This window comes from Microbacterium sp. IO18 (assembly GCF_049099505.1).
Classification (GTDB): domain Bacteria; phylum Actinomycetota; class Actinomycetes; order Actinomycetales; family Microbacteriaceae; genus Microbacterium; species Microbacterium aurugineum.
The window spans coordinates 362,092-377,224 of the sequence record NZ_JBMJAF010000002.1; the positions used below are offsets into that span (position 1 = coordinate 362,092).

Genomic DNA, 15,133 nt, shown 5'->3' on the forward strand with positions numbered 1-15,133 from the left:
CGGCGCACGGAACCTCCGAGTTTGGGAGCGCTCCCTCACTTCAGGCCTGGAACCGGTTCCTTTTTCCCCGTCCGCGGGCTACGCTGACACCCGGCGCGCGCTACGCCGCCGCCCACGAAACCGCGTGATCAGGTCGAGGAGGACCGATGAGCACGATCGCGGATGTCGCGTCGCGTGCCGGGGTGTCGAAGGCCACGGCGAGCCGCGCCCTGAGCGGACGGGGCTATGTCTCGGACGAGACGCGGACGCGCGTCGAGGTCGCCGCCCGCGAACTCGCCTATGTCGCGCACTCCTCCGCGACGAGTCTCGCGACGGGGCGGACGCAGACGGTCGGGATCGTCATGCCACCCGTCGACCGCTGGTTCTTCGCCGAACTCCTCGCCGGGATCCAGGAGTCGCTGTTCGCCCTCGACTACGACCTCTCCCTCTACGGGGTGCCCGAGGGGTCGCAGACCAGGGAACGGCTGTTCGAGAGCGTGCTGCCCGGCCGTCGTTTCGACGGGATCATCGCCGTCGGCATCCAGCCGAGCGCGCATGAGCTCGAGCGCCTGCAGCGCACCGGAAGGCCGCTGGTGAGCGTCGGGCCCTACGGCGAGGGCTCGAGCGCGGTCTCGATCGATGATGCGGCGGCCGCACGCATCGCGACCGAGCATCTGATCGAGCTCGGCCACACCGAGATCGCCTTCGTCGGCGGCCCGACAGACGCGATGGGACGGAGCTTCGGTGACACGCGGCGGCTCGACGGCTACCGCGACGCGCTGAGCGCCGCGGGACTCGCTTCGCACGCCCGGGTCGCGGGCACTGCCCCGACCATGCCCGGGGGCTACACTGCGGCGGCGGGGCTGCTCGGCGATCGGCGAAACCGACCGACCGCGATCGTGGGCGTGTGCGACGAGGCCGCCATCGGCGCGATCATCGCCGCCCGCCGCCTGGGCATCGCCGTCCCCACCGAGCTCAGCGTCGTGGGTATCGATGACCACGAGCACGCGGACATGTTCGCCCTCACCACGATCGGGCAGTCCCCGAGAGAACAGGGTCACGAAGCCGTTCGCCTGCTGATGCAGCGGATCGACCGGCCGGACGCTCCGCAGGAGCGTGTGGCTGCCGCTTCCGCCCTCGTGGTGCGCAACTCGACCGCTCCCCCGCGCTGACGGCGGCCACGCGCGCGCCCCGGAACGCACGAAGGCCCCGGGCGAACCCGGGGCCTTCGCAGAAAACGCTGAAGCGTGATTACTTGAGGGTAACCGTCGCGCCGGCCTCTTCGAGAGCAGCCTTGGCCTTCTCGGCGGTCTCCTTGTTGGCGCCCTCGAGGACGGCCTTCGGGGCACCGTCGACGACGGCCTTGGCCTCGCCGAGACCCAGCGAGGTGAGCTCGCGGACGGTCTTGATGACCTGGATCTTCTTGTCGCCAGCGGCCTCGAGGATGACGTCGAAGGAGTCCTTCTCTTCCTCAGCCTCTGCAGCACCTGCGCCACCCGCAGCGCCGGCAACGGCGACGGGAGCAGCAGCGGTGACCTCGAACTTCTCCTCGAACGCCTTCACGAACTCGTTGAGCTCGATGAGGGTCAGGCCGGCGAACTGCTCGAGCAGTTCCTCGGTGGAAAGCTTCGCCATGATGTATCTCCTAGATAGATGGGGTTTGTAGACGAGATCGCAGGTCGCTTACGCGGCCTCTGCGGTCTCCAGCTTTTCGCGAAGAGCGTCGATGGTGGCGGCAGCCTTGCCCATCGTCGCCTTCATCATGCCCGCAGCCTTCGCCAGCAGAACCTCACGGCTCTCGAGCGCGGCGTACTTGTTGACCTCGTCCGCGGTGAGGGCGTTGCCCTCGAAGATGCCGGACTTGATCACGAGAAGCGGGTTGGCCTTGGCGAAGTCACGCAGAGCCTTGGCGGTGGCGACGAAGTCACCGTGCACGAACGCGACAGCCGACGGACCCTTGAGGTCGTCGTCCAGCGCGGAGATGCCAGCCTTGTTGGCGGCGATCTTGGTCAGCGTGTTCTTCACCACGGCGTACTCAGCGTCCTGACGGATGCTGTTGCGCAGCTCCTTGAGCTGGGCAACCGTCAGACCGCGGTACTCGGTCAGCAGAACGGCAGTCGAGTTCTCGAATGACTTCGTGAGCTCGGCGACCGATGCATCCTTCTGCGCCATGGTCACTCCTTGGTGTGTACGAGGCGCCGCACGGTGGTGGGGCGCCGACCTGGACCACCTGCATAGAAAAAGCTCCGGCGCAAGCGCACGGAGCTTTGGAAAGTTCGTGTCCTGCGCGGGCCCCTGCTGTGCAGAGCTTCGATCGTTGTGCGCATGTGCTCACGACGATGACCAGCGGTCTTCGGTTACGACAACTGTACCCGACGCTTCCCCCTCCCCCAAATCCACTCTCCCCTCCCGTCCCCTTACCCGGCCTCCGAATGCCGACGCCCCCTCTGAGCGCCGGGGCCCCTCCTGCGCCCTGCGAACCCGACGGGGTCTCGGCGGCGTGCGGGGGCGTCGACGCGGGCTACCCGGGAGGGCGGATGCCGTACGCGGAGAGCGTGGCGCCGAGCGCATCCGGGGAGGCGATGTCGGACGACCCCCACCGGACCATCCGCCATCCGGTCACCCCTCGGATCGCGTCCTCCCGGCGCTTCTCCTCGAGCACGACCTCCTCGACGCTCCGTCCTCGGCGAAGGATGGCGTCGCGGTACTTGTCCTCTCCGTCGAACTCGCCGAAACAGTGCGAGCGACGGAACCCGAAATCGACCCAGTAGTCCTCGCCTCCCGGCCCGCGCACGTGCACCTGCAGCTCGGGCGCCGCGAAGCCGAGCCTGTGCAGCTGCAGACGGCTGACGCTCTCACCCGGCAGCTGTGCGCGTCCGTCGGCGAACTCGATCACCCGTCGCGCCCGGCGCACGCCCCGCGAGTGCGAGAGGAGCGCTCGCACCATCATCCGTGCCCGCCAGCCCTCGACCGCCCCGGAGTCCTGGACCTGACCCGAGACGGCCTCGCGACGGAGGGCGGCATCCGCGGCGGACAATCCGACCTCCTCGCGGGTCGAGCAGGCCAGGTCGAGGATCGTGCGGTCGAGCGACGTACACCTGATGCCATCGACGTCGACGACCTCCGCGGGAGGAACCTCGACGTCGTGCCACATCACCCCGGACCGGGTCCTCCCATGCCGGGCCCCGGCGATGACCACATGCACCTTCCGGGGCGCCAGCCGATACAACGGAAGGCCGTGCAGGACCGCGGCGGACGGCCCCCAGAACACCGGCCCCGGACCGTCGGAGTTGAGAGCGGTCGCAACCACCTCGACGAGATGACGCCCCTCGTTCCAGAGCCCGTCCCATCGGTCGGCCTCGACGTAGCGACCCCGGCGCACTCGGCGGAGGGACCCCGCAGCGACACGCGATCCGATCTCCCGTTCCGTGTGCCCCTTCACGAGCAACTCGCCCCGCGTCCTGAGGAGCGAGCGGACGTCGGTGATATCGATCCTGTTCGGCATCCCGTCATCGTGAGGCCTCCGTCACCCCCTGCCACCGTCGCTCACAGGGCCGATCCCAGGTCTCGACGTCGACCGATTGGTGCAGGAACAGTCACCACCGCCCCACGCCCCCGCTGACCGTCCGCACCCCCGCTGAATCGCGCAAGCACGCGGGGGCGCGGACGAGCAGAGGGGGCGTCGACCGAAACGAGGAGGGACGGGGAGGGACGGGGCGGGGGCGGGAGGGAGGACGGCGTGTGGGAGAGGAAGGGTCGGCGAGCGGGGTTAGGGTCGAAGGGTGACCCCGGAACTCGCTGCACGCATCGTCGCGGACTCTCGCGATCGCGTGGCATGGATGCGGGCCCGCTCGCGCGGGATCACGGCCACCGACGTCGCCGGACTCACCTCCGAGAGGTCGATCGCCCGGGCTGCGGACTCGAAGCTCGGCGGCGGCCCGCGCTTCGGCGGCAACGCGTACACCGACCACGGTCGCCGGCGCGAACCCGAGATCGCCGCCTGGGTCGCCGCGACCCACGGCATCCTCCCCTCCTCCGCCCTCTTCCGCGCCGAGGTCGAGCACCGCCACCTCGCCACGCCCGACGGGATCGCGGTCGATGCCGAAGGCCGCGTGAAGCTCGCCGAGATCAAGACGACGAACAAGGCGTTCCGCGGGATCCCACGCACCTACCTGCGCCAGGTGTGGTGGCAGCAGCACGTGCTCGGCGCCGAGCGGACGCTGTTCGTGTGGGAGGAGCACGTCGACTTCGCCCCGATCCACGACGAGCCCCGGTGCGTGTGGATCGACCGGGACGACCGTGAGATCGCCAAGCTCGTCGGCCTCGCGACCGATCTCATCGACGAGCTCTATCGGCGCACGACCGGCCAACAGGTCCCGATTCGGACCGCGGACCCTGCGGTGAGCCGCCGCGAGCAGCTGCGCGAACGAGACGCCTTCCGCGCGCTGGCCCTCGCCGACTGACGCTCGCCGACCCCCTCGCGCACCCCTGCGCGGCGGAGCAGGGCCCGGCTCAGGTGCAGGTGTTGTTGCCGCCGAGCCCGAGCAGTCCGCCGACGGACAGGGAGCGCGTCGCCGCCGGTGAGACCCACGATGTTCCGGGGTAGATGGTCTCGACCTTCACCGTGTTGGTCGAGCCCAGGAGGCTTCCCAGGAGCGTGTTCAGCAGTCCGGAACTGATCGTCGACGAGTACGTGTACGGCCCGGTCCCGGTCTGCGTGACGTTCGTGTTGTCCACGATGACGCCGTTGATGGAGAAGCGCTGTCGGAGCTTCACGGCGGGCGATGTCCACGTGATCGTGAACCCGGTGAAGGTCCCGAGGAAACTCGTCACCGTGCAGGATGCGACCACCGGGGTCGGGAGGGTCGCCGCGGTGAAGGCTCCCGCGCCGTACTCGCTGTCGGTGAACTTCGCCTCGGTCGACTCCACCGGCGGGAACGACGCGATTCCGACCAGGATCGCGACGCCGACCGCGCCCGCGAGGATCCGCCGCCGCCCGCCTCTCATGGCCGCTCTCCCAGTTCTGCCTCCGCCCGACGCCGGCGCAGGACGGCGAGCGCACCGCCCCCCACCGCGAGGAGCACTCCGCCGACGACCGCCCAGCGAGCCCCGGGCACGGGGCCGGTGCTCGCGAGGCCTCCTCCGGGCCCGACGTCCGCGGTCTCCCCCGCCGCCGTCGCGATCACGCGCAGGTCGGTGCTGCCCGCGCCATCGGCCGGGTCGAGAGCGACGGAGAGGCGCAGATGGGCGGTGTCGGCGTCGCTGATCTCGGCGAGCGGGACCACCGCACCGTCCCGCGGAATCCGCCACTCCGTGCGCAGCACCGTCTCCGACCCGGGGCATCCGGCATCGCGCCAGGCCCGCGAGCACGTCGAGATGTCGACGAGCAGTCGGGCCGTGCCGGTCGCACTCACGCCGATCCGCACCACACCGGGGTCGGGAGCATCCGCGCTCACAGCGACGTCCCATCGCACCGGCGCCCCGGGAAGCAGGCCGGCCGCGGCATCCCAGTCCGCCACCGAGACGAGGCGGAGCACCTCTCCCTGGATGACCTGCGTGGTCGGCGCCGCCCAGGCAGCGCTCGGCGTCATGACCGCGGCGGCCGCGATCGTGAGGATCCCGAAGACACGCCTCATCCGCCCCTCCCGCCCGCTCCGATTCGACCGCTCCGATCCGCACGACGATGCGTGCGGGGCCAGAACGCCCAGACGACCACCGTCGTCGCCGCCAGGGTCAGCGTGCCGAGCACGACGGGGTTGCCCATGCCGACGATCAGCGTCGCGACGCCGGGGACCGAGAACAGGACGATCCGCACGCTGGAGACCGTGTACGGGAAGGGGTCCTCCGAGGCGTTCGCGTCTCCGCGCATGGTGATGATCCGCTCTTCAGGCCCGGCCCCGGGTGCGATGGTCGTGACGCGGTGCGTCACCGGAAGCTCTCCGACGCGGTCCACGGTCACGACGTCTCCGACCTCGATCCCACTCGCCGGGATCCGCTGCACCACTGCGACGGAACCGGCGGGGATCGTGGGCGACATCGACCCCGTTCGGAACAGGATCAGGGTGATCTGCGCCGTGAACGCCAGGACCACGAGCACGATGCAGATCACGCCGGCCAGCGCCGCGAGCCAGAGGAGCGCATCGCCGATCATCCGACCGGGCCGTGCTCGGACACGTGCCGGGGTCCGGACGTCGGCGCCGTCGTCCGCGCGAATCCCTTCCGCCTGCGCGCGCGCACTGCGCCGGGTCAGCTGCGTCACGACGACGTCCCCTGGATGTGCCAGGTCTGCGTCATCGTGAGCCCCTGCGCGGCGTTGAGAGCTGTGGTCGGCAGCGTGACGGCGATGCAGTAGTTGACCTGCGCGGCACCGTTGGCGCTCACCGCCTGGGTCGAGGCGCCTCCTGCCGTGAGGGCGGAGCCGTCGGTCACGACGGAGGTTCCCGCGGCGTACGTCGTCGCATTGCACGCGGTCCCGGCGATCGTGCGCACCCCATAGGTCAGATGCGCTGCCAACCCGGTGCCACCGGGGGTCCCGGCCGTGAACTGCAGGGTCCCCGCCACCGACGGGTCAGCGGTCTTCACGCTGAGCAGCGCATAGGTCGTCGTCCCCGGCGCCATCGCGGTGGGCGGAAGCTGGAAGCTCAGAGTGGATGCCGTGCCGGTGGTCGCGTGGCTGGAGAACGTCGCCCCATCCGCAGCTCCGACGATGTCGAACCGTCCGGCGGTGAACGTCGCTGCGCCGTACTCCGAGTCGTTCCAGGCGGCGAGGGTCGCGGCCGCGCCGACGCCGAGCACCAGTCCGCCCGCGAGGAGGGCCCGGATGCGACGGGAGCGCAGTCGCCGCTTCTCCCGCATCTCTCTGCGGGTGACCATCAGAGGACTCAGTTCGTCGACGTCGCCGTGAACTTCCACGTGGCGTCGGTCACCAGTGAGGGTTCGAGGTCGGCGTCCGCGGTCACTTTGATGCACAGCTGCACGTCGACGCCGGGATCGATCGCGGTCGCCCCGGGAGCGAGCGCCACCGCGGTCACCCCGGTCTGCGCGTCGAGGGTGGCGCCCGTCGCGATCGGCGTGCCGACGGCGGTCGTGGCGTCACAGGTGTCCCCGGGGGCGAGCTGATAGATCTGATACGACAGGTGGTCCGAGTTGGAGGTGCCGGCGGCGTCAGCCGTGGTGCCGTCGGCTTCGAGATCGGCCGCACTCGTCGTCCCCGCCGCCAACCGCACCCAGAAGCCGGCGTAGACCGAGTCGGTGGGCGACATGTTGTCGACGACCCCCGCCGGCAGGCTGAACGCCAGTGTCGCCGCCGCATCTCCGTCGTCGGTGTTGTGATCGCTGAACGTCGTGCCGTCCGTCGATCCCTCCAGGTTGAAAGCGCCGGCGGTGAAGGTGCCGTTGGCGAACTCGGAGTCGTTCCACGCCGCGAGTGTGACGGCGACGCCCACTCCGAGGACGAGTCCGCCTGCCAGGACCGCGAGAACCTTGCGCTGTGTCTCTTTGCTAGCCATCGGTGTCCCCCTCAGGAATCAGGCGATCGCGTGGATGTCTGAGAACGGCTGCCCCTCAGAAGCCCCGCATCCCCGCTGTGCCCTCATCCTCATCCACGCCTCCGAGCAGGACAAGGCGATTTCGCGCATGCTCCGCGCTCATCGCGCGCAGTCGCTCCGCAGTCCAAGATGGTTGACGTAAATCAACGATCGACGTATAGTTGACCCAGTTCAACCATCTCGTGCGCGCCAGAGCCGTCGCCGCATCCCCGTTCACGACAGCGAAAGGTCCCGCATGACCACGGACTCCCCCGTCAAGATGACGCACCGGCAGGTGCTCGAGGCCCTCACCGGGCTCCTTCTGGGCATGTTCGTCTCGATGATCGCGACGACGGTGGTGTCCACCTCGATGCCGGTCATCGTCCACGACCTCGGCGGAGACCAGGCCGCCTACACCTGGGTCATCACCGCGACGCTCCTCACCACGGCGATCTCCACACCGATCTGGGGCAAGCTCGCCGACCTGTTCAACCGCAAGCTGCTGATCCAGCTCGCCCTCGTCATCTTCGTGGGCGCGACGGCCGCCGCCGGCTTCGCGCAGGATACGAACACGCTCATCGCGTTCCGCGCCATCCAGGGCATCGGCGGTGGCGGACTGGCCGCCCTCAGCCAGGTCATCATGGCCGACATCATCAGTCCGCGTGAGCGCGGCCGCTACATGGGCCTGTTCGGCGCCGTGATGGCCGTCGCGACCGTGGGCGGCCCCCTGCTCGGCGGGTGGATCACCGACGTCGCGAACTGGCGCTGGAACTTCTTCGTCGCGCTCCCCTTCGCCGTCGCCGCCCTCATCATCCTGCAGAAGACGCTGCGCATCAGCACCGAGCGCACGCGCAAGGTCTCGATCGACTACGTCGGCATCGTGCTGCTCTCGGCCGCCGTCTCGCTCATCCTCATCTGGATCACCAACGCAGGCTCGACCTTCGACTGGTGGGGCACCGAGACCGTGCTGATGGTGGGCGCGGCGATCATCGCGACCATCGCGTTCATCATCGTCGAGCTCAAGGTGCGCGAGCCGCTCATCCCGCTCACGCTGTTCCGCGGCCGCACGTTCACCCTGTCGGTGCTGGCATCGATCTCCATCGGCGTCGCGATGTTCGGAACCTCGGTCTACCTCGCGCAGTACATGCAGCTGTCGCGCGGCGCCACCCCCACCGAGGCCGGACTGATGACGCTGCCGATGATGGCGGGCCTGCTGATCTCCTCGATGGTCGTCGGTCAGCTGGTGACCCGCTTCGGCAAGTGGAAGGGGTACCTGATCCTCGGCTCGGTGCTGCTGATCGCGGGCTCCGTGATGCTGTCGACGCTGCACTACGACACGAACTTCATCCTCGTCTCGATCTACATGTTCGTGATGGGCGCGGGCGTCGGCATGACGATGCAGAACCTCGTCCTCATCGTCCAGAACGTCGCGAAGCCCAGTGAGATGGGCGTCTCCAGCTCCGGAGTGACGTTCTTCCGCAGCCTCGGGGGCACGATCGGCGTTTCGGTCATGGGCGCCGTGCTCGCGAACAGCCTCACCGGTCTGTTCTCCGACGGCAAGGAGCGCATCGGCGCGGCGATCGCGAAGCTCGGGGACAAGGGCGCCGAGGTCGCCGCACAGCTCTCGTCCGGGACTCTTCCCCAGGTCCGGCTCCTCCCCGAGCCCGTGCGCTCGATCATCGAGGACTTCTACGCGCAGGCCATCTCGCACGCGTTCCTGATCGGCATCCCGCTCGCGGTGATCAGCCTGATCGCGATCCTGTTCCTTCCGAACCGTCCGCTCACCACGATGACCACCTCCGAGCGCGCTCGGGCGGATGCCTCCGGGAAGCAGGCGGCCGACGTTTCCGTGGAGGATGCCGCAGACGTCGCGATCGCCGACGCGGAGGCGCTCTCCGGAGCATCCACCGGTTCCGTGACCGCGATCAGCCGGTCCGGCGACGACCGCGGCGATACAGCATCCGATGCCGGCCGCTGAAGACGTGCTCGACACTCCGGAGGCGCGGGCCGAGGCGGTCCGCGCCCTCGAAGCGGAGTTCGGCGAACTGATCACGCATTTCCGTCGTGTGATCACCGAGAACGCCAACCGGGTGAGCCCCGGGATGCTGCCCGGGGCCTACAAGATCTTCACCACGATCGCGCGCTGCGAGATGGTGACGGTGTCGACCCTGTCCGAGCGGATGCTGATCGACAAGGGGCAGGTCAGCCGGACGGTGCGGGAGCTGGAGGAGCTCGGCCTGATCGAGCGCTCGGCGGATCCCACCGACGGCCGTTCGTTCCTGCTGCAGCTGACGGCGACGGGTGCACAGCGCCTCGCTGCCGCCCGACTTCCGCAGGAGGGCCGGTTGCTCGAGACACTCGCGGAGTGGAGCCTCGCCGACATCGGGAGCCTCACCCGGCTGCTGCACGCCCTGGCCTCCGGGGCGGCTCCGGACGAGAAGCCGTCTGCGTGACCCCGGTGCCGCCGAGCACACGGCGGGCCTCGGCGGCGACCTCCCCGGCGATGGTGTCGAGCAGTTCCGAGCGCAGGTTCCACTGCTGCCAGTAGAGCTCCACGCGCAGAGTCGGCCCGCCCAGCGGAACCAGGCCCGGTCGCTCTTGGAGCAGCGGGACCATTCCCCAGCCGAGGCCCAGACCGACCGCGAGCGCGTAGTCGTTCGAGGCGGGGACGTAGTGCCGTGGCACGCCCTCCTGCCCGACCGACATCGCACGCAGCCACTCGTGCTGCAACGTGTCTCGACGGTCGAAGTCCACGAAGGGGGCCGACCCCAACGCCTCTGTCGTGACCCCTTCGGGGAACCAACGCGCCGCGAACCCCGGCTCCGCCATCGCCCGGTATTCGAGCACCCCGAGCGGCGACACCGAGCACCCGGCGACGGGCGCCGCCTCGCTGGTGACCGCAGCCATCACGGTGCCCGACTCCAGCAATCTGGCGGTGAAGTTCTGATCATCACGATGCAGATCGAAGTCGATGTCGTGCCCGGCGGACAGACGCGCGAGCGGAGCGAGGAACCACGTCGCCATCGAGTCGGCGTTCACGGCCAGCGGGATGCTGATGCGACGCGTCCCGCCGGCCTCGTCGATGCCCACGCCGAGCAGAGCATCGTGTTCGAGCAGGGCGACCTGTCGCGCCAGCCGCACGACCGCTTCCCCCGCCTCCGTCACCCGCGCGGGCTTGGCGCGCACGAGCAGGATCCGGCCGAGCTGCTGCTCGAGCATCTTCAGCCGCTGACTCACCGCGGACGGCGTGATCCGCAGACGCCTCGATGCAGCGTCCAACGTCCCCTCATCGACGATCGCGGCGAGGGTGGCGGCCAATTCCGGGTCGATCCTCACATTAGCGATACTAATGGTTCTGAAGAAACCATCGCTTCCTCTCATGTCCAACGGTTCCTAGGCTGAACCCGTGCTCACCGTCCTCGCCGGGCTCGGACTCGGACTCTCCCTCATCGTCGCCATCGGCGCGCAGAACGTCTTCGTGCTGCGCCAAGGGATCCGCCGCGAGCACGTGCTCGCCGTCGTGATCATCTGCGCCGCCTCCGACGCCGCCCTGATCGCCGCCGGGGTGGCGGGGCTGGGCTTCGTCCTCTCGGCCGCCCCGTGGCTCGTGGTCGTGGCCCGGTGGGCGGGCGCACTGTTCCTACTGACCTACGGCGTCCTCGCCGCACGCCGTGCGTGGCGCGGCGGGCAGGAGCTCCGGGTCGACGGGACGGAAGCCGTGGATCCGAGCGCGCCGCTCCCCCACAGCGCGACGTCGACGCTCGTCCGCCCACGACTGGCACCGGTCATCCTGACGACCCTCGCGCTCACGTGGCTCAATCCGCACGTGTACCTCGATACGGTTCTGATGCTGGGATCGATCGCGGCCACGCACGGCGACGACCGCTGGCTGTTCGCCGCCGGAGCGATCGCCGCGAGCATCCTGTGGTTCACCGCGCTCGGCTTCGGCGCACGCTATCTGGGGCGCTGGCTGCGCACCCCGCTCTCCTGGCGCATCCTCGATGCCGTGATCGCCGTGGTGATGATCACGATCGCGGTCAGTCTCGTGCTTCCGGTGCTTCGGGGCTGACGGCGTTCACGCTCCGTCGATCTGTGCGAGCCGCGCCCTCACGAGGCTCTCGAGCACCGCGGTCGGGATCGGATGCTCGGGCTGGAATCGGATGGTGCCCTTGTCGACGCTGATCCCGGGACTGCCCTCGAGCAGGCCCGCGACCGCCGAGACCGCGTCCGGGCTGAACGGGTAGATGCCGATGTGCTTCTTGGCGCGCATCACCGAGAGGAGTCCCTTGCCGCGGTGCACGAGTGCCGGCATGCCGTATCCCTTGCCCTGTTCCGCATCCGGAACCTCCCGGCGGGCGACCGCGTAGACCCGGTCGATCGCCTCACGATCCGCGGCGTCGAGTTCAGCGAGGTAGTCGTCGATGGTGCCCATCACGTCATCCTTCCAGCCGTCGCCCGCGACCGCGAGCGGTCAGGCGCCGTCGAGCGGGCGCAGGATGCGCGTGAGGAAACGCTGCGTGCGCTCGTGCTTCGGCGCGCGGAAGAGCTCGGCGGGAGGCCCCTGTTCGACGACCACCCCGCCGTCCATGAACAGCACATGATCCGCGGCCTCGCGGGCGAAGCTCAGCTCGTGGGTCACGACCGCCATCGTCCAGTTCTCGTCCGCGAGCTCCTTGATGACCAGGAGCACCTCGCCCACCAGTTCCGGGTCGAGCGCGCTGGTCGGCTCGTCGAACAGCAGCAGGTCGGGCTTGAGGGCGAGGGCACGCACGATGCCCACCCGTTGCTGCTGCCCACCCGAGAGCTGATGCGGACGCGCATCGGCCTTGTCGCTCAGCCCCACCCTGTCGAGCAGCACGAGCGCCTCGGCGACGACCTCGGCCTTGGGGCGCCCCTGCACCCGCCACGGCCCCTCGATGACGTTCTCGAGCACGGTGAGATGCGGGAAGAGGTTGTGATGCTGGAACACCATCGCGGAGCGGTCCCGGAGCGCGAGCCGCTTGCGTTTCTGCTCCCGCGTCGACGGCTTCGCCGACGGGGCGAAGTCGAGGTCGGGGCCACCCGCGACCACGATCGTGCCGGCATCCGGGGTCTCGAGTCCGTTGAGCGCTCGCAGGACGGTGGTCTTGCCGGAACCGCTGGGGCCGATGAGCACGACGACCTCGCCGCGGTGCAACGTCAGATCGATGCCCCGCAGCACCTCGTTGTCACCGAAGCTCTTGCGGAGGCCGCGGGCGGTGAGAAGGGCGTCGGTGGTGTTCTCAGTGGGCGACACGGCTGTCGAGCCTCCTCTCGAGGGCGCTCTGTCCGAAGGAGAGCACCAGGCAGAACACCCAGTAGACCAGCGCGGCCGCGAGGTACACCACCATGAACTCGAGGGTCGTCGCGGCGATCTGCTGCGCCACCTTGAACAGTTCCGTGACCAGGATCAGCGAGGTGAGAGAGGTGTCCTTGACGAGGGAGATGAAGGTGTTCGACAGCGGCGGCACCGACACCCGCGCCGCCTGGGGCAGGATGATGCGCGTGAGCGTCCGCGTGCGATTCATGCCGACCGTGTAGGCGGCCTCCCACTGCCCCTTCGGGACGGAGAGGATCGCCGCACGCACGACCTCGGCACCGTAGCCGCCGACGTTGAGCGACAGTGCGATGATCGCGCTCGGCCACGGGTCCAGCGTGATCCCTACCGACGGCATGCCGTAGAAGATCACGAACAGCTGCACGAGCATGGGCGTGCCCCGGATCACGGAGATGTAGAAGCGCGCGACCCCCGCGACCACCGGATTCACCGAGATCCGCATCAAAGCGACACCGACCGCGATCGCGAGGCCCAGCGCGAACGACAGCAACGCGAGCGGCACCGTCGCCGTCAGACCCGCCCAGGCGATCGGCCCGAGCGCATCGAGGAACAGCTGCCAGGGACTCTCCATCGGCTATTTCGTGACGTCTTCGCCGAAGTACTTGTCGCTGATCTCGGCCAGGGTGCCGTCGGCGCGGAGCTCCTCGAGCGCGCCGTCGACGGCCTCGACCAGCGCTTCCTTGTCCTTGGTGAAGACGAAGGCCTGGGTGCCGGCCTCGTCCGTCTCGGCCGCGATCTTCAGGCCGGTGGGGCTGTTGGTGGTCTCGTAGTCGAGGAAGGTCAGCTTGTCGTTGACCGTCGCATCCACACGCCCTTGGCGCAGCAGCTCGACGGCTTGGGCCCAGCCCTCGACCGCTTCGACCTTGGCCCCCGAATCCGTGGCCAGCTCATACCAGTTGCTCGTGAGCGACTGCGCCGTGGACTTGCCGTCGAGGTCAGCGAAGGACGAGATCGAGTCGTCGTCGTCCGCCACCACGATGACGCCGGGCGAGACCGTGTACGGCGTGCTGAAGAGGTACTTCGCCTCGCGCTCGTCGTTGACCGACACCTGGTTCGCGATGACGTCGAACCGTCCCGCATCCAGCCCGGCGAAGATCGCATCCCACTGCGTCTCCTGGAACTTCACCTCGAGGCCCAGCTTGTCGGCGACGGCCTGGATGATCTCCACGTCGAAGCCCGTGAGGTCGCCCGCGCCGCCGTCGTCGTGGAAGCTGAAGGGCCGATAGGTGCCTTCGGTCGCGACTGTGAGGGTGCCCTCCTGCACCAGCCCGAAGTCGGCGTTCGCGGATCCCTCTCCGCCGCCCGGAGTACTCGCGGGGGTGCTCGACCCGCTGCAGGCGGTGAGCACCGCGGCAGCGGCGACGAGTGCGGTGACGGCGATGAGACGACGGGACATGGACCCTCCTGGGGTGTGAAGCGCGGTGCGAGTTTACGTGACCGGCGCGGGAACTTCCTCACAGTACGCGGGGGCCGCCGGTTTCCCTCATCCGATGACGTTTCGTTTCACCGCACACGCGGAGCCGGGTGCAGGGACGCGAAAACGCCCCCGGGCGAACCCGGGGGCGTTCTCTGCGAGTCAGACTCAGATGGCGTTGACGTCCAGCGGGATGCCGGGGCCGAACGTGGTCGACACGGCGCCCTTCTGGATGTAACGGCCCTTCGAGCTCGACGGCTTGAGGCGGACGATCTCCTCGAGCGCTGCGCCGATGTTCTCGCCCAGCTGCTCTGCGGTGAAGGAGGCCTTGCCGACGACGAAGTGCACGTTGGCGTGCTTGTCGACGCGGAACTCGATCTTTCCGCCCTTGATCTCCTCGACGGCCTTGGCCGGGTTCGGGGTCACGGTGCCGGTCTTCGGGTTCGGCATCAGACCGCGCGGTCCGAGCACCTTTCCGAGACGACCGACCTGGCCCATGAGCTCCGGGGTGGAGACCGCGGCGTCGAAGTTGGTCCAGCCATCGGCGACCTTCTGGATGAGCTCGGCGCCGCCGACCTCATCCGCACCTGCGGCGATCGCTGCCTCGGCCGCGGGGCCGGTGGCGAAGACGATGACGCGGGCGGTCTTACCGGTGCCGTGGGGCAGGATGACGGTGCCGCGCACCATCTGGTCCGCCTTGCGGGGGTCGACAGCGAGCTTCAGCGCGACCTCGACGGTCGAGTCGAACTTCGACGAGCCGGTCTCCTTCGCGAGGGCGACGGCCTCGGCCGGGGTGTAGAAACGGTCTGCCTCGATCTTCTCGGCGGCAGCCTTGTAAGCCTTGGACTTGGTAGCCAT

At 69.1% G+C, this 15,133-nt stretch carries 19 protein-coding genes; 5 read left to right on the forward strand and 14 right to left on the reverse strand.

Annotation, left to right across the window (positions count from 1 at the left end):
- The first annotated feature begins 146 nt into the window (after positions 1-146).
- Entirely contained in the window at positions 147-1,151 is a 1,005-nt protein-coding gene (locus ACLF6J_RS13385) for a LacI family DNA-binding transcriptional regulator (protein WP_134352041.1), read from the forward strand.
- A 79-nt stretch (positions 1,152-1,230) separates the two neighbouring features.
- Here the strand turns inward: ACLF6J_RS13385 and rplL are convergent, their stop codons facing one another.
- The 3 genes from rplL to ACLF6J_RS13400 all read right to left on the reverse strand — a co-directional run bounded on the left by rplL (position 1,231) and on the right by ACLF6J_RS13400 (position 3,484).
- Positions 1,231-1,614, reverse strand: a complete 384-nt coding sequence (gene rplL / locus ACLF6J_RS13390; protein ID WP_017829128.1) for a 50S ribosomal protein L7/L12 — start codon at positions 1,612-1,614, stop codon at positions 1,231-1,233.
- Between the two features lie 48 nt (positions 1,615-1,662).
- Positions 1,663-2,151, reverse strand: coding sequence for a 50S ribosomal protein L10 (gene rplJ, locus ACLF6J_RS13395; protein ID WP_017829129.1), 489 nt, complete (start codon positions 2,149-2,151; stop codon positions 1,663-1,665).
- Between the two features lie 349 nt (positions 2,152-2,500).
- Positions 2,501-3,484, reverse strand: a complete 984-nt coding sequence (locus ACLF6J_RS13400; RefSeq protein ID WP_134352043.1) for a type IV toxin-antitoxin system AbiEi family antitoxin domain-containing protein — start codon at positions 3,482-3,484, stop codon at positions 2,501-2,503.
- A gap of 277 nt (positions 3,485-3,761) precedes the next feature.
- On the opposite strand from ACLF6J_RS13400, the gene ACLF6J_RS13405 reads away from it, so the two are divergent.
- The gene (locus ACLF6J_RS13405) at positions 3,762-4,442 is read left to right on the forward strand and encodes a YqaJ viral recombinase family protein (RefSeq protein ID WP_134352045.1); all 681 of its coding nucleotides are present in this window, start codon (positions 3,762-3,764) and stop codon (positions 4,440-4,442) included.
- Between the two features lie 49 nt (positions 4,443-4,491).
- On the opposite strand, the gene ACLF6J_RS13410 is transcribed toward ACLF6J_RS13405, so the two are convergent.
- Genes ACLF6J_RS13410 through ACLF6J_RS13430 form a run of 5 tightly spaced genes read right to left on the reverse strand, consistent with a single transcriptional unit; the run spans position 4,492 to position 7,487 of the window.
- Positions 4,492-4,986 (reverse strand): hypothetical protein, encoded by a 495-nt coding sequence (locus tag ACLF6J_RS13410; protein WP_134352047.1) that lies wholly within the window; start codon positions 4,984-4,986, stop codon positions 4,492-4,494.
- Positions 4,983-5,615 (reverse strand): hypothetical protein, encoded by a 633-nt coding sequence (locus ACLF6J_RS13415; protein ID WP_134352049.1) that lies wholly within the window; start codon positions 5,613-5,615, stop codon positions 4,983-4,985. The genes ACLF6J_RS13410 and ACLF6J_RS13415 overlap by 4 nt, the downstream gene beginning before the upstream one ends.
- Entirely contained in the window at positions 5,612-6,238 is a 627-nt protein-coding gene (locus tag ACLF6J_RS13420) for a signal peptidase I (protein ID WP_244093488.1), read from the reverse strand. Before ACLF6J_RS13420 ends, ACLF6J_RS13415 begins: the two co-directional genes overlap by 4 nt.
- On the reverse strand, positions 6,235-6,852 hold the full coding sequence (locus ACLF6J_RS13425; protein ID WP_134352051.1) for a SipW-dependent-type signal peptide-containing protein: 618 nt from the start codon (positions 6,850-6,852) through the stop codon (positions 6,235-6,237). Before ACLF6J_RS13425 ends, ACLF6J_RS13420 begins: the two co-directional genes overlap by 4 nt.
- Positions 6,853-6,860: 8 nt before the next feature.
- Complete coding sequence (locus ACLF6J_RS13430; RefSeq protein ID WP_134352053.1) at positions 6,861-7,487, reverse strand: SipW-dependent-type signal peptide-containing protein; 627 nt, start codon at positions 7,485-7,487, stop codon at positions 6,861-6,863.
- Between the two features lie 274 nt (positions 7,488-7,761).
- Between ACLF6J_RS13430 and ACLF6J_RS13435 the strand changes: the two genes are divergently transcribed.
- Positions 7,762-9,483 (forward strand): MDR family MFS transporter, encoded by a 1,722-nt coding sequence (locus tag ACLF6J_RS13435; protein WP_134352055.1) that lies wholly within the window; start codon positions 7,762-7,764, stop codon positions 9,481-9,483.
- A complete protein-coding gene (locus tag ACLF6J_RS13440) occupies positions 9,470-9,958 on the forward strand; it encodes a MarR family winged helix-turn-helix transcriptional regulator (RefSeq protein WP_134352057.1) in 489 nt (162 codons plus the stop codon). The genes ACLF6J_RS13435 and ACLF6J_RS13440 overlap by 14 nt, the downstream gene beginning before the upstream one ends.
- On the opposite strand, the gene ACLF6J_RS13445 is transcribed toward ACLF6J_RS13440, so the two are convergent.
- Positions 9,897-10,841, reverse strand: coding sequence for a LysR family transcriptional regulator ArgP (locus ACLF6J_RS13445; RefSeq protein ID WP_205802390.1), 945 nt, complete (start codon positions 10,839-10,841; stop codon positions 9,897-9,899). The two genes, ACLF6J_RS13440 and ACLF6J_RS13445, sit on opposite strands and share 62 nt — an antisense overlap.
- 70 nt (positions 10,842-10,911) lie before the next feature.
- Here ACLF6J_RS13445 and ACLF6J_RS13450 point away from each other — a divergent pair, with 70 nt between their 5' ends.
- Entirely contained in the window at positions 10,912-11,574 is a 663-nt protein-coding gene (locus tag ACLF6J_RS13450) for a LysE/ArgO family amino acid transporter (protein WP_134352061.1), read from the forward strand.
- A gap of 6 nt (positions 11,575-11,580) precedes the next feature.
- Here the strand turns inward: ACLF6J_RS13450 and ACLF6J_RS13455 are convergent, their stop codons facing one another.
- The 5 genes from ACLF6J_RS13455 to rplA form a co-directional block, all read right to left on the reverse strand.
- Positions 11,581-11,937: an iron chaperone gene (locus ACLF6J_RS13455; RefSeq protein ID WP_134352063.1), complete on the reverse strand. Its 357-nt coding sequence runs from the start codon at positions 11,935-11,937 to the stop codon at positions 11,581-11,583.
- Between the two features lie 39 nt (positions 11,938-11,976).
- Positions 11,977-12,780, reverse strand: coding sequence for an amino acid ABC transporter ATP-binding protein (locus ACLF6J_RS13460; protein ID WP_047522872.1), 804 nt, complete (start codon positions 12,778-12,780; stop codon positions 11,977-11,979).
- On the reverse strand, positions 12,767-13,432 hold the full coding sequence (locus ACLF6J_RS13465; protein WP_047522873.1) for an amino acid ABC transporter permease: 666 nt from the start codon (positions 13,430-13,432) through the stop codon (positions 12,767-12,769). Before ACLF6J_RS13465 ends, ACLF6J_RS13460 begins: the two co-directional genes overlap by 14 nt.
- Before the next feature lie 3 nt (positions 13,433-13,435).
- On the reverse strand, positions 13,436-14,257 hold the full coding sequence (locus ACLF6J_RS13470) for an amino acid ABC transporter substrate-binding protein (protein ID WP_134352065.1): 822 nt from the start codon (positions 14,255-14,257) through the stop codon (positions 13,436-13,438).
- A gap of 186 nt (positions 14,258-14,443) precedes the next feature.
- Positions 14,444-15,133: a 50S ribosomal protein L1 gene (rplA, locus tag ACLF6J_RS13475; protein WP_047522875.1), complete on the reverse strand. Its 690-nt coding sequence runs from the start codon at positions 15,131-15,133 to the stop codon at positions 14,444-14,446.